The 13,393-nt window shown below is 65.9% G+C and carries 10 protein-coding genes; 8 read left to right on the forward strand and 2 right to left on the reverse strand.

The features are described from left to right. Positions 1-86: 86 nt before the first annotated feature. The 8 genes from APT63_05810 (at position 87) to APT63_05845 (ending at position 11,876) form a co-directional block, all read left to right on the forward strand. Positions 87-563, forward strand: coding sequence for an adhesin (locus tag APT63_05810; protein AMA45185.1), 477 nt, complete (start codon positions 87-89; stop codon positions 561-563). A gap of 104 nt (positions 564-667) precedes the next feature. Then, positions 668-3,172 carry a pilus assembly protein PapC gene (locus tag APT63_05815; GenBank protein ID AMA45186.1) on the forward strand — a complete coding sequence of 835 codons (2,505 nt, stop codon included), beginning with the start codon at positions 668-670 and terminating at the stop codon, positions 3,170-3,172. A 212-nt stretch (positions 3,173-3,384) separates the two neighbouring features. Next, positions 3,385-4,425, forward strand: coding sequence for a hypothetical protein (locus APT63_05820; GenBank protein ID AMA45187.1), 1,041 nt, complete (start codon positions 3,385-3,387; stop codon positions 4,423-4,425). A 184-nt stretch (positions 4,426-4,609) separates the two neighbouring features. Further along, a complete protein-coding gene (locus tag APT63_05825; protein ID AMA45188.1) occupies positions 4,610-5,347 on the forward strand; it encodes a pilus assembly protein in 738 nt (245 codons plus the stop codon). 33 nt (positions 5,348-5,380) lie between these two features. Then, positions 5,381-6,007 carry a LuxR family transcriptional regulator gene (locus tag APT63_05830; protein AMA47798.1) on the forward strand — a complete coding sequence of 209 codons (627 nt, stop codon included), beginning with the start codon at positions 5,381-5,383 and terminating at the stop codon, positions 6,005-6,007. After that, entirely contained in the window at positions 6,004-9,702 is a 3,699-nt protein-coding gene (locus APT63_05835; protein AMA45189.1) for a hypothetical protein, read from the forward strand. The genes APT63_05830 and APT63_05835 overlap by 4 nt, the downstream gene beginning before the upstream one ends. Further along, positions 9,699-10,907: a hypothetical protein gene (locus APT63_05840; protein ID AMA45190.1), complete on the forward strand. Its 1,209-nt coding sequence runs from the start codon at positions 9,699-9,701 to the stop codon at positions 10,905-10,907. The genes APT63_05835 and APT63_05840 overlap by 4 nt, the downstream gene beginning before the upstream one ends. A 636-nt stretch (positions 10,908-11,543) precedes the next feature. Then, positions 11,544-11,876, forward strand: coding sequence for a hypothetical protein (locus APT63_05845; protein ID AMA45191.1), 333 nt, complete (start codon positions 11,544-11,546; stop codon positions 11,874-11,876). Between the two features lie 3 nt (positions 11,877-11,879). Here the strand turns inward: APT63_05845 and APT63_05850 are convergent, their stop codons facing one another. Next, the gene (locus tag APT63_05850; GenBank protein AMA45192.1) at positions 11,880-12,107 is read right to left on the reverse strand and encodes a hypothetical protein; all 228 of its coding nucleotides are present in this window, start codon (positions 12,105-12,107) and stop codon (positions 11,880-11,882) included. Positions 12,108-12,194: 87 nt separating this feature from the next. Beyond that, positions 12,195-13,388 carry a peptidase M42 gene (locus APT63_05855; GenBank protein ID AMA45193.1) on the reverse strand — a complete coding sequence of 398 codons (1,194 nt, stop codon included), beginning with the start codon at positions 13,386-13,388 and terminating at the stop codon, positions 12,195-12,197. Between the last annotated feature and the right edge of the window lie 5 nt (positions 13,389-13,393).

Consider the following 13,393-nt stretch of genomic DNA (forward strand, 5'->3'; position numbering starts at 1 on the left):
CCGAATAATCCCCTGGGTCAGCGGCACATCGCCGACTGATGGTTTGCCTGCCTTTTGAAAGCAGGCCCAACAAGGAGATCGAATTCGTGAAACACATCCTTCTGGCCCTTCCGCTTGCGCTTCTGAGCGCGACTTCCGCCCTGGCGGCCGATCCTATCGAGAAGCAGGTGCAGGTCATCGCCACGGTGCCGACCGGGCAGTTCTACGTGGAGCCGGTCGGTGACTGGATCAACGATCCGCAGGAGCTTCAATGGAATTCGTTCCAGTCCTCCTTCGGCACCATCGACAAGCAGCTGCAGGTCAAGAGCTCCGTCGGCCCGATCACGGCCTACATGCCATCGCCACCGGTCATTTCCAGCGGCGCCGATTCCATCAGCCTGGACGTCAAGGTCGGCGGCACCTCCCTCTCCACCACCGCCGCCGAGGTGGTCAGCGCGGCTCAGGCCTTGCCTGGTCACACCGTCTCCCTGCAGATCGCGGCCAAGCAGCCTGGCTCCGGGGCATTCATCCCTGGCAGTTACCAAGGCCTGGTGAGCATGGTCTTCGAAACCGCCGCGCCCTGATCCGTCCGGCGCGTCCGGGCCGTCCTTAATCCGTCATTGTCGACCTTCGCTCCTTTCGCTGCGGCGTTCAGGGGCGAGGGGAGACGTTGCCTACGGAACGCTTCATGGCCATGTTCTTTCCACTCCGTATTCCTCGCCACGCCAGCAGGGGCGCTTGCCTGTGTATCGTCCTGCTGGCGATGGCAGGCCCTGCGCCGGCATCCGTGCTCAGCGCCATCGCCGAGGGCCAAGGCCTGCCCAAAGAGTTCGAGGCCCATTTCTTCGATGTCCCCCTGGCGGTACGCGTCGACCTCGATGGGCGCTACCTGGGCGATGCCATGGTCGTGCTCTCGCGTGACGAGCGCGTGCAGTTGCTGGAATTCACCGACACCCAGGAAAGCCAGGAGGCGCCAGCGCTGCGCCGACGCTGGCAGGAACGCCTGGCCGACGGACGATCGCTGGGCGACTGCCAGACCGACTGTCCCGATGGCCTACGCGCGATTCACTACAGCCTGGTCAATTCGCAGCTGTCCCTGCTGACCACGCGCGCCGAACTCAAGGACGATGTGCCGCGCTATCACGCGTTGCCCGAGGCCCGGGGCGTCGGGATTCTGCTGCGCAATCAGCTCAACCTGGTCGGCGGCGAGCGCAATACCACCGGTCGCTATGCCTTCCAGGGGCAGGGCAGCCTGGGGAGCTGGACGACGCTGGCCGAGGCCCAGGTCGACCGTGGCAGCGACCAGCAGGTGGGCACCCGGCACAGGCTGGACCAGCTGTACGGCGAGCGCGTCATCGACGACCACTTCTACCGCCTGGGGTATTTCAGGCCCGATGCGCAAGGGTTGACGCGCCAGCCACGCCTGTACGGCAGCAGCCCCGATACCACCCTGGGCCTGATGTTCGGCAGCAGCGACAGCCTGCTGATCGACAACGGCCGCCCCAGCGCCACGCCGATCTACGTCACGCCCAACCGGCCGGCCATCGTCGAGATCTATCGCAATGGCGTGCTGATCAACAGCCAATCCGTTCAGCCTGGCCTGCAGACGCTGGACACCCGCGTGCTGCCGGTCGGTATCTACGAGGTCGAGGTACGCCTGGTCGAAGACGGGCAGGAAACCTCGCGCACTCAGGAATTCATCTACAAGCCGTCGAACTGGAGCAACACCGACAGCCGCTGGCGCTACAACGTCTATCTTGGCCAGCAATCGACGCTGCTCACCAACTGGGACCAGGAGCGTGAGGGCAGCCTCAGCGCCGGTGTGCTGACCAACTACCTGCTCCATCCCAGCGCCGTGCTCGGGCTGTCCGCCCAGCGGGTGGACCGGACGCTGCAATACGGCACGTCTCTGGACTGGGATATCCACGACCGGCTCAAATTTTACGGAAACGTCTACCAGACCGATGGCCGCGGCCAGGGTTATGACTTCCAGCTGATCCAGAGCCATGCGCTGGGGTCACTGGTGTTCAGCCACAGTCGCAGCCGGGTGTTGTCGTCGCGCACCGTGCAGGACACGCTCGCCGAGCAGCAGGACGTGGTCCAGACCTCCCTGGCGCTCAACCACCGTGTCACCGAACGCAGCACTGCCACGTTGCGACTGGCCCACAGCGACGGCGCGGCCAGTGGCCTGGGTGTCGATCTGGGGTGGGCCTTCTACGGCAAGGTCCTGGGGTCGGACGCCAACTGGCGTTTGTCGCTGTTCGACCGCCCCGGTTCGCTGAGCACGGGCAACGCACGTAACCGCGGCGTCAACCTCAGCCTGAGCATGAGCCTCGGTCGGCCTGGGCAACGGGTCGGGTTCACACTGGGCAGCCGCACCTCGCGCGATGGCGGGCGTGACCAGAATGCCTCGCTCAACTACCAGCAGGATGTCGACTTCGGGCCTGTTCAGACGCTGTCCGGCACCGCCACGTTCGACCGCTATGGCACGGGCCTGTCGGGACGTGCGCAGCTGTACAACCAGTACATGTACGGCGATGCGTACCTGCAGAGCTCGTCCTATAACAACAAGCTCAACGGTGGCCTGAACCTGCAAAGCCTGGTGGCACTGGGGGACGGCAAGCTCGCCATGAGCGGTCAGTTCATGCCTCAGGAGGCGGGGCTGATCGTGGATGTGGAAAGCGATCAAGCCGATCTCGTGCTGCGCGCCGACGACAATCAAGGCGGCAGCACGCGGCTGCGCCCTGGGCGCAACGTCGTCCCCGTGGCGGCCTACAAGGCAGGGCACGTGCAGTTCGACTTCGCGCAATCCCAGGATCCGGGCGCCGTCATCCAGCCGACGACGCTCGACTACCACCTCAACCGGGGCGGCGTGGCCTACCAGCAGGTGCGTGTGATGCGCACGGTGACGGTCCTGGGGCGTCTGGTCGATGCCCAGGGGCAGCCGTTGCCCGGCGCCTCGGTCATCAACCATGCCAGCCGTAGCGTCAGCGAGGCGGACGGGTACTTCGCGGTGCAGATGAGCCGGTCGTCGCCCACGCTGGAGGTCAGGCGCAACGGTCAGCCCTTGTGCTCCCTGCAGCTTGATCTCGACAAGCTCGCGAGCGACGACGATGTGCTGCTGGCCGATGACCTCGCATGTGTGCGCGCGCCTCTGGCGCAGGTCGGGCAGCGCCAAGGAGGCGAGTCGTGATTCCCTCGACACTGTCGCGCCGCGCCTGCCCGTTGCCTGCGGCCATGCCTCGACCTGCCCGGGCATCAGCCGATCATTCGTCCTGGAAACGGAGCCAACCCATGCCCCACGACGCTTCACCTCCACCGTGTCCAGCCTGGCGCCGCCTGCTCGGGCTCGGATCGTTCCTGCTCCTCATGGCTGGGCTGGCTGCGCCGGCTTGGTCTGCGGACATGACCATCACCGCGCGCTACCTGGGCGAAAGCGACACGGATTTCGAGAACACCACGCCGCCTTCAGGGTTTTGCGCGGACCTGCCGGAATTCTGCGGAAACCACGAGACGATCGGCGTGCCGATCACCTACACCAAATCGACGATTCGCGGTGCCAGCAACGTACGCGACAAGTTCTACATTCGCATGCCGGCCGCCCAGAAGGTCACGGTCACCAGCCAACGGGGGGACACCTATGACCTGACCATGATGTTCACCGTGATCAGCCAGAACGTCACGGTGGAGTCCGGAGGCGGCGTGCCCGTCTATACCTACAACCCGGGCGGTGGATGCAGCTACCTGTCGGACGAGATCGTCGACGGCCCTGACTACCCAGGCATGCGCTACGCCTGGACCATCAAGAACCCCAACAACCCCCAGGAGTGCTATTCCGACTCGGACTATGGGAACAATGGCGACCGGCGTCGCTCGTACGTCGATGAGCTGACCATCGGCTACCGCCTGTTGCTGCCCCGACCCTTCAACATGCGTCAGGGGCTCTACCGCGGCAGTGTGAGCTACCGGGTCGGCCCGGGAGGGGACATCGACCTGGGCGACGGGGTCAGCGGGCTCAACACCAATATCCTGACCATCCACTTCGAGGTCGACGTCCAGCATGCCATGGACGTGCGCTTCCCGCCTGGCAGCGATCATGCCGTACTCGAGCCCCCAGGCGGATGGCAGGCCTGGCTGGCAGGCCGAGGCTCGCCGCCGCTGCTGCAGCGAGACCTGCCTTTCCACCTCTGGTCCACGGGCCCCTTGAGCCTGTTCACGCGCTGTCAATACGAACGGGCGGGGCAGTGCTGGATTCGCAATGGCAACGGAGATGAGGTCCCCGTGGAGGTGGCCATCAGCATGCCGCCCGCGGTGCACATCAACCATCGCCCGGTGCACCGAGTGCCCATTCCCCCGAGTCCGGTACACCCTTGCAACTGGACCAGTCGATGCCGATCGACAACCAGCGTGGCCAGGTGCATTTCAGGGTCGACGGGCAGGGCGTGAGCGCCATGACCAAACAGCCGGGCACGACCTATACCGGGCAGGTTGGTGTCGTGTTCGACGCAGGCCTGTGAAAGAGCTATCAGAAATTTCTCATTTTCTTTGGGAAATGTCCCACAGGCCATGCGGGAAAACCCAGCAATAATAGGCCAGTGATATTGTCTGGCTACCATGCAAGGAGGATGCAATGAGGGTTCGTGGATGGGTGATGCTGGTAGCCGCGCTGGCGTACCCATGGCCGGTACAGGCAGCGCCCGAGATCAACGTCGGGACGCTGTACGACTACCTGGATGCCGGCTCCAGCACCTTGCTCAAGCGCGTGCGCAACGGCGGCGACAGCACGGCCTTCGTCAAGGTCAGCGTGGCCGAACTGGTCTACGACGCTGACGGCAAGTCTCGCGAGATACCTCTCGACGACCTGCCGTTGGCCGAACGCGGGCTGGTGGTCAGCCCGGCACGGTTGATCGTGCCCGCCCGCGGCATGCAGGCCATGCGCGTGCTGTACCGGGGCGATCGCAGCCGCGAACGCTACTTTCGCCTGCGCTTCATCCCTGTGCTGCCCGAGCGCGGCGACGGGTTCGCCGTCAGCGCCGAAGAAGCCAAGGCCTATGGGAACAGCCTGAAGGCCGGGGTGCAGCTGCTGACCGGCTACGGCACCTTGCTGTTCGTGCGACCGAAGGAGGTTCACTACGACACGCCGGTGCGCATGCAGGACGGGCGCCTGCAGATCAGCAACCGCGGCAACAGCACCGTGGTGCTGGATCATTTCCGTCACTGCGCGCCACAGGGCCATGAATGTGCAGCGGCGGCCAAGCACCACCTGTTGCCGGGGCGGACCCGCGAGTTTCCTGGCCAGCCCGGCCGTCTCTATCGCTTCGAACTTCAGGAAGGCGACAAACGCCAGGAAATGGCCATCAACGAATGAGCTTGCATCGGATTCGCATCGGAGCACATGGACATGTACAAAGCCCTGGTGGTCGACGACCACCCCTTCATTCGTTCCAGCGTCCGCTTGCAGCTGCAGCGTGACCAGGTGGAAATCGTCGGCGAGACCGACAACGGCGTGGATGCCTTGCGCCTGGCCCGCGAGCACAGTCCCAATCTGGTGATCCTGGACATCTCGCTGCCAGGCCTGGACGGCATGCAGGTGCTGCAACGGCTCAACGCACTGTCGCCCCCCCCACGGGTGCTGATGCTCACCTCGCAGCTGGCCGATACCTTTTCCCTGCGGTGCATGAAGGCCGGCGCGGCCGGCTTCATCTGCAAGACCGACAACCTGGGCGAGCTGAGCAAGGCCGTGCTGGCGATCCGTTCAGGCTTCACCTATTTCCCGGATGTGTCGCTCAGCTCGGTCTGCCGGCAGGACATGCAGACCAGCGAGCGCGCCTGCCTGGCCAGCCTCAGCGACCGCGAGCTGGTGATCCTCCAGTACCTGGCACGGGGCCTGAGCAACAAGGCGATCGGCGAGCTCATGCTGCTCAGCAACAAGACCGTGAGCACCTACAAGGCGCGCCTGATCGAGAAGCTCGGACTGAGGTCGTTGATCGATCTGGCGGACCTCGCCAGGCGCAATGGCCTGGTGTGATCACCCAGCTGATTCGCCTCGTCGCGATCCTCTGGGTGCTGCTGGGGCCCTTGCTGCCGCTGGCCCGCGCAGACGAGCCCAAGGTGCAGCTGCACGGGCGCGCCGTCCTGGGGCGCAAGCTGGCCCCTCCGGACGAAACGCAACTGCGCTGGCTGTGGGCACGTCGCAAGGTCAGCCTGGGGGTCGTGCAGGCGGATGAGCCGCCGCTGGGCGTGATCGGTCCGAACCACGACTATGAAGGCATCACGGCGGACTACGCCGGGCTGTTGTCCGAGTACCTGCGTCTGCCGATCGACGTGCACCCCTTCGACTCGATGGCCGAGGCGGTCGTCGCCCTGCGCGAAGGTCGGGTCGATGTGCTGGGCGGCATGACCCGGCAGCAGGCCGAGGCGGGCGGGCTCACGCTGTCGCACGCCTATGCCGAGGACATGCCTCGGTTGGCGGTGCGTGACGACAACCGCCTGGACTGCCAGGCCGAGGGCGTCGTGCGCGTGGCGATGCGCGAGGGCTACCGCGATCTGGAACAGGTCCGCGCTCACTATCCGCAGGCGCAGGTGCGACTGTACGCCTCGACCCGACAGGCCATGGGCGCCGTGGCGTTCGGTGAGGCCGATGTGTTCATCGGCAGCGCCCTGGAAAGCCATTACCTGGTCGGTCGCGCACAGATGAACAACCTGCTGCTGCGCGAATGCCCCGGTTGGCCACGTCAGCCGATCGGCTTTGCACTGGCGACCCCGCGCAAGACCTTGACCGAATTGATCAACACCTTGCTGGCCAACGTGTCCGATAGCGAGCACGCCCACATTCGTCAGCGCTGGATGCCATTCATCGAGCAACTGGCCGACCACACCCCGACGATCCTGACCCTGACACCGGCCGAGCAACGCTGGCTGCAGCGGCGCCCCCGGGTGCGCGTGCTGCTCGACGAGCAGATGTTGCCGCTGAGCTACCGTGACGCCGAAGGCCAGTTCCGGGGGCTGACCGTCGATGTGCTGGAGCGCATCGCCCGGGCCACCGGGATCACGTTCGAGTTCGCCAGCGGCGGTACGGTCGAGCAGATGATCCGTCAACTGCGCCAGGGGCGCGCCGATGTGATCGGTGCGCTGACCCCAAGTACGGCGCGCGACCAATACCTGGCCTTCAGCCGCGCCTACCTCACGTCGGCGCGGGTGCTGGTCACCGCTGCCGACCAGGTCACGGTCTCCAGCCTGGAGCAGTTGCAGGGCCAGCCAGTGGCCGCGCTGCCCAGCGGTTTTCCAAGCCGGTACCTGCGCGAGCATTATCCTGGCATCCCCCAGGTCGAGACCCAGGGGCCGCTGGACGCGGTGCAGATGATCGGCGATGACCGTGCCAAGGCGGCGATCCTGCCGCTGGTGTGCGTGCGCTCGCTGTCCGCGCGCCTGCCGCACGGCAGCTTTCGCATCGGCGCCAGCCTGGCCCTGCCGCCTGCGCAGTTCGCCTTGGCGACACGCCGCGACGACGTCGAATTGAGCGCCATCCTGAACAAGGCGCTGGCCAGTCTTTCCCCTCAGGAGCTCGACGCCCTGGCGCGTCGCTGGCAGGGCGAGCTGATCGTGGGCGACAGCTTCTGGCATCGCCACCGTCAACAGTTCCTGCAGGGGTTCATGGCCATCGGCGTGCTGCTGATGCTGGCCTTGGTCTGGGTGCGTTACCTGCGTCGTCTGATACGGGTCCGCGAGCAGGCCGAACGGGCCCTGGCCGACCAGCTGGAATTCATGCGGGTGATGATCGACGGCACGCCCCATCCGTTGTATGTCTGCGACCGTGACGGCCGGCTGCTCACCTGCAACAGCTGCTACCTGGAAACCCTGGGCGTGCGCCGCGAGGAAGTGATCGGCCAGTGGCTCGGCTGCCTGCCGCACCTGGCCTGGCAACGAGGCTGGCGCGAAGTGCTGTGCAGTGGAAAGGCGCAGGTCGAGGACCGTGTGGTGAAGCTGGCCGATGGCCGGGAGCGCATCTTCTATCACTGGATGCTGCCATGCCGCAGCGATCACGCCGGGGCCAGCGTGATCGCCGGCTGGATCGACGTCACCGAGCGCTACCAGCTGCAGGCGGACCTGCAGCGGGCCAAGGAAGAGGCCGAGCAGGCCAATCAGGCCAAGACGCATTTTCTGGCCACCATGAGCCATGAGATCCGCACCCCCATGAATGCCGTGCTCGGCACCCTGGAACTGGCGTTGCGCAAGGCCGAGCAGGGCATCCTCGACCGGGTCTCCATCGAAGTGGCCTCCGAGGCTGCGCGCAGCCTGCTGGCGCTGATCGGCGATATCCTCGACGTCACCCGGATCGAGTCCGGGCACCTGGAGATCAACCGCGAGCCGGTGCAACTGGCCCGCCACGCCGGCAACGTGGTGCAGCTGTTCCAGCCCCAGGCCCGGGCCAAGGGCTTGCACCTGGACCTGGAGCTGGAAGGGGAGGTCGAGCGCGAGGTGCTGATCGACCCGCTGCGCTTCAAGCAGGTGCTCGCCAACCTGGTCAGCAACGCCATCAAGTTCACCCAGCATGGCTCGGTGTGCGTGCGTCTGCGCCTGATGCCACGGGAGGATGCGCTGCTGGCCTTGAGCGTGACGGTCGAGGACACCGGGATCGGCATCCCGCAAGCCGACCTGGCCCGGTTGGGGGAGCCGTTCTGGCAAGCCTGCAATCACCGGCAATCCTCAGGCCCCGGAGCGGGTCTGGGCTTGTCGATCAGCCGTACGCTCTGCCAGCTGATGGGCGCGAGCATGACCCTGGACAGCACGCTGGGGGTGGGCACGCGCATCGAGATCGACATGACCGTCGAGCCTGTGCTGCAGGCCCGTTCCGACGAGCCGTCACCCACCCCGCGTGCCCTGTCCGACGCCTCTGCACGGCCGGGCCTGCGGGTTCTGGTGGTGGATGACTATCCGGCCAACCGTGTGCTGTTGGCCCATCAGCTCGGTTACCTCGGCCATCAGGCAAGCGTGGCTGAAAACGGCGCCCAGGCCTTGCGCCAATGGATTGCAGGCCGCTTCGATCTGGTCATCAGCGATTGCAGCATGCCAGGCATGGACGGTTACAGGTTGTGCCAGGCGATCCGTTTGCATGAGCAGCGCCAGGGATGGCCACGGTGTCGGGTCGTGGGCATCACCGCCAACGCCGTGGTCGAAGAGCGGCGACGCTGCCTGGCCGCCGGCATGGACGACTGTCTGTTCAAGCCCCTCAGTCTCGAGGCGCTGGCGACGCTGCTCGACACGGCCTACCCGCACGCGCCTGATCGAACGACGGCGAGCGAAGCGCCTGTCGAGGCCGACCTGGGCCACCTACGGCGCCTGACCGGCAACGATGCCGAGGCGCTCGATGCCTTGCTGCGCGACCTGCTCGACAGCAATCGCCACGACCTCGCCGAGCTCACGCGACTGGCCGAGTGCGGTGACCTGCAGGCGCTGGCCCGGCTGGCCCACCGGATCAAGGGCGGCGCGCGCCTGGTCCGTGCCAGCGCCCTGGTCGAGGCCTGCGAGCAGATCGAGCGCAGTTGCCTGGGCAAGCCTGTCTCGTTGGAATGGGTACAGGTCCGCATCGGGGCGATTGGCGAGGCGATGCGCCTGCTCGAAAGCCAATTGCAGGGCCAGGAGGGTGAGGAGGCACCTGAGGGTGCGAGTGTGGAGGCACGCGATGACGCCGGGGACGATGCCCGCCATGAAGGTCGGCGATGAGGGCTGAACGGTGGCGGGTGCTGGTGCTCGAACCGCACGGCTTCCAGCGTGCCGTGGCCGTGCGGACCTTCAAGCACCTGGGGTGCGCCACGGTCCTGCAGGCCACCTTGGCCAGCGAAGCCTTGACCCTGTTGCGCCAGGTCGGCGGTGTGGACCTGGTGGCCTGTGGCTTGCGCGACGACGACCCGGACATGGATGGGCTGGAGTTCATCCATTGGATCGGCCGCGATGGCCTGGCCAAGGGCGTGCTGGTCAGCGGCCGCCTGGGGTCGAGCCTGCGCCGGGGCTTGCAGAGCATGGTCGAGCAGTTGGGCATGCGCTTCTTCGGCGATGTCGAGCCACCCTTGCCCTTGGACCCGTTGCGCCAATGGCTGAACATGCCCCTCCTGCCGGTGACGGCACCCGCGCCGCCCGAGCGTCTGTGGCCCGACGAGGGCCAGATCCGCGGCGCCTTGCGCGAGCATCAGTTCGCCGCCTGCTACTTTCCGGTCTTCGAGCTGGCCACGGGGCGGATCGAGTCGGTCGAACTGGTGATGCGCTGGCACCACCCGTTGCTCGGCGCCCTGGCGCCTGATCTCTTCCTGCCGGTGGTGGAGCGCTGCGGGCTGTTCGACGACCTCTGGATGGATACCCTCGAGCAAGGGTTGGCGCTTTACCAGAGGCTCAGGGACGAAGGCCATACGCTACCGCTGTCGATACGGATCCTGACCACGCAGTTGGGTGATCGCCAGTTCTGCGTGCGCGTACGCACCTTGATGCAGCGGTATGGGTGTTCGCACGAACACCTCTGCCTCGACCTGGCGGGTCAGGGGTTGTACCAGTTGACCGTGATCGAGCAGGAGAACCTGCTGCGACTGCGTCTGATGGGGTGTGAGCTTGGGTTGGCCGGGTTCGGCAGCGGCAAGGGCAGCAGTCAGTTGCTGTGTCAGTTGCCGTTCACGCGGATTCGGCTGGATGAGCAGTTCATCGAGGGCTTGCCCCATGAGGCGCGTTGTCGTGCCGTGGTGCACCACTGCCTGCGCTTGGCCGTCGAGTTGCAGCAGCGCCTGACGGCCGTGGGTGTCACTATGGCCGAACAGCACTTGGCTTTGCTGACGCTGGGCTGCGAAAGCGCCCAAGGCGCCTACCTGGCGCCGCCGCTCGATCGCGAAGAGTTGCTCAGACGGGTGCGTTGCGAGCGACGCACCGGGCCTGATCGCGACTGAGCGGGCGGCTCAGGCGGGGGTCATATGCGTCCGAGCAGCAGCAACACCAGCAGCACGACCAGGATCACGCCAATGATGCCGGACGGCCCATAGCCCCAGCTGCGCGAGTGCGGGAATACCGGCAAACCGCCCACCAACAGCAGGATCAGAATGATGATGAGGATCGTGGTCATGTCGAAGTCCTTGTGATGTCCAGGGGGAGCGGTACGGAGCCGCCTATTCTTCCGACTGCCGGGATGAAGGGAAGATTCCATCTGAATGCAGGCGAGAAACCGGCGCGCCAAAGACTGGGGCATGGGTGTCGTCACCTTTGCGCTTGGTCTTCATGTCGCGATGCGTATTTGCGTGTGTCGTCGAGTTTTTGCGCGAGTTATGTGGGCCAATCGCGACACAGGGGTCGCGCCTACACCCGTAGTCCCACCGCGGGGTTGCAAGTCATCGCGGTTACCTGTGGGAGCGGGCTTGCCCGCGATAGCGGCCGGTTCGTCACCGCCTGCATCGCGGGCAAGCCCGCTCCCACAGGGTCCGCAAGGTTCTGAAATCATCAACGAGTTATTTATTTGCCATGGGAGAAGGGCCCGAGTGCGGGCACTGGCTTGCGGTATGCTGCTCAGCTTTTCCGAGACGAGGCGTCCGATGGTCAACTATTGCTGGTTCTTGCTGGCCGCGGTCTTGGAGATCGCCGGCTGCTATGCGTTCTACCTGTGGTTGCGCCTGGGCAAGAGCGCCTGGTGGATCGTGCCGGCCTTGCTCAGCCTGACCTGCTTCGCGCTGGTGCTGACGCGTGTCGAGGCTGCCTATGCCGGGCGGGCCTATGCGGCTTACGGGGGGATCTACATTGTCAGCTCGTTGGGCTGGCTGGCGCTGGTCGAACGTGTGCGGCCCTTGGGCAGCGACTGGCTGGGCGCGCTGTTGTGCGTGATCGGCGCCAGCCTGATCCTGTTCGGTCCGCGCTTTCAGGCCGCCTGAGCCTTACTCCAGCAACTCCTTGGGCACGTCGTGGCGGGCCAGCAACTGGCACTGCTGGCTTTCCGGGTCAAACAGGATGAACGCCTGGCCCTTGGCCAGGGCCTGACGCACGCGCAGTACACGGGTCTGCAACGGCGTGTCGTCGCCATTGTCGGTGCCGTCGCGGGTAACGAAGTCCTCGATCAGGCGGGTCAGGGTCTCGGCTTCGAGCTGGTCGTAGGGAATGAGCATGGGAAGGTCGTCCGGTTCAGGTCAGACGATAGTACGTCAATTGTAGGAAGAAGAGGGGCTCGGCAGAGAGCCCCTTCCTGTCCATGGTCAGTGCGGTTCGGTCTTGTGGCCCAGCAGGCTGTCCACGGCCGGCACCCGCGTCTCGCTTTCCATCTGCGTGTCGTGCTCCAGCTGATGGCTGAACTGCTCGAGGGACGCGGTGGACGGGTGGGAGTCGCTGGCGAACACCGGCGGGCTCATCAGGTAAGCCCCCAGCAGGCGGCTCAGGGCTGCCAGGCTGTCGATGTGCGTGCGCTCGTAGCCGTGGGTGGCGTCGCAACCGAACGCCACCAGGGCCGTGCGGATGTCATGGCCTGCCGTCACGGCCGAGTGGGCATCGCTGTAGTAGTAGCGGAACAGGTCACGGCGCACCGGCACCTCGTGCTCGCCTGCCAGCTTCAGCAGGTGGCGTGACAGGTGATAGTCATAGGGGCCTGAGGAATCCTGCATGGCCACGCTGACGGCATGTTCGCTGGAGGCCTGGCCGGGCGCCACGGGCGCGATGTCGATGCCGACGAACTCGCTGACGTCCCAGGGCAGGGCGCCAGCCGCGCCGGAGCCGGTCTCTTCGGTGATGGTGAACAGCGGGTGGCAGTCGATCAGCGGCTGCTGGCCGCTTTCCACCACGGCCTTGAGCGCGGCCAGCAGCGCCGCGACGCCAGCCTTGTCGTCCAGGTGACGGGCGCTAATGTGCCCGCTTTCGGTGAACTCCGGCAGCGGGTCGAAGGCCACGAAGTCGCCCACGCCCACGCCCAGCGATTCGCAATCGGCGCGGGTGGCGCAGTAGGCGTCCAGACGCACTTCCACGTGGTCCCAGCTGATCGGCATCTGGTCGATGGCGGTGTTGAACGCATGACCGCTGGCCATCAACGGCAACACGCTGCCGCGGAACACGCCCGCGTCGGTGAACACGCTGACCCGGCTGCCCTCGGCGAACCGGCTCGACCAGCAACCGACCGGGGCCAGGGCCAGACGGCCATTGTCCATCAGTTGGCGCACGCTGGCGCCGATGGTGTCCAGGTGCGCGGAGACGGCACGGTCCGGTGAGCTTTGCCGGCCCTTGAGGGTGGCGCGGATGGTGCCGCGCCGGGTCAGCTCGTAGGGGATGCCGAGTTCTTCCAGGCGCTCGGCGACGTAGCGCACGATGGTGTCGGTGAAACCGGTCGGGCTGGGGATGGCAAGCATCTCCAGCAGCACCTTGCGCAGGTAGTCCAGGTCGGGTCCCAGGGTGGATTCAGGCATGCACG

The organism is Pseudomonas monteilii, from assembly GCA_001534745.1.
Lineage (GTDB): Bacteria > Pseudomonadota > Gammaproteobacteria > Pseudomonadales > Pseudomonadaceae > Aquipseudomonas > Aquipseudomonas alabamensis.

Bases quoted from the DNA above. Each gene is read 5' to 3' on its own strand.
- APT63_05855 (AMA45193.1), bottom strand. From the start codon at position 13,388: ATGCCTGAATCCACCCTGGGACCCGACCTGGACTACCTGCGCAAGGTG.
- APT63_05845 (AMA45191.1), top strand. From the start codon at position 11,544: ATGGTCAACTATTGCTGGTTCTTGCTGGCCGCGGTCTTGGAGATCGCC.
- APT63_05850 (AMA45192.1), bottom strand. From the start codon at position 12,107: ATGCTCATTCCCTACGACCAGCTCGAAGCCGAGACCCTGACCCGCCTG.
- APT63_05820 (AMA45187.1), top strand. From the start codon at position 3,385: ATGACCATCACCGCGCGCTACCTGGGCGAAAGCGACACGGATTTCGAG.
- APT63_05840 (AMA45190.1), top strand. From the start codon at position 9,699: ATGAGGGCTGAACGGTGGCGGGTGCTGGTGCTCGAACCGCACGGCTTC.
- APT63_05825 (AMA45188.1), top strand. From the start codon at position 4,610: ATGAGGGTTCGTGGATGGGTGATGCTGGTAGCCGCGCTGGCGTACCCA.
- APT63_05815 (AMA45186.1), top strand. From the start codon at position 668: ATGGCCATGTTCTTTCCACTCCGTATTCCTCGCCACGCCAGCAGGGGC.
- APT63_05830 (AMA47798.1), top strand. From the start codon at position 5,381: ATGTACAAAGCCCTGGTGGTCGACGACCACCCCTTCATTCGTTCCAGC.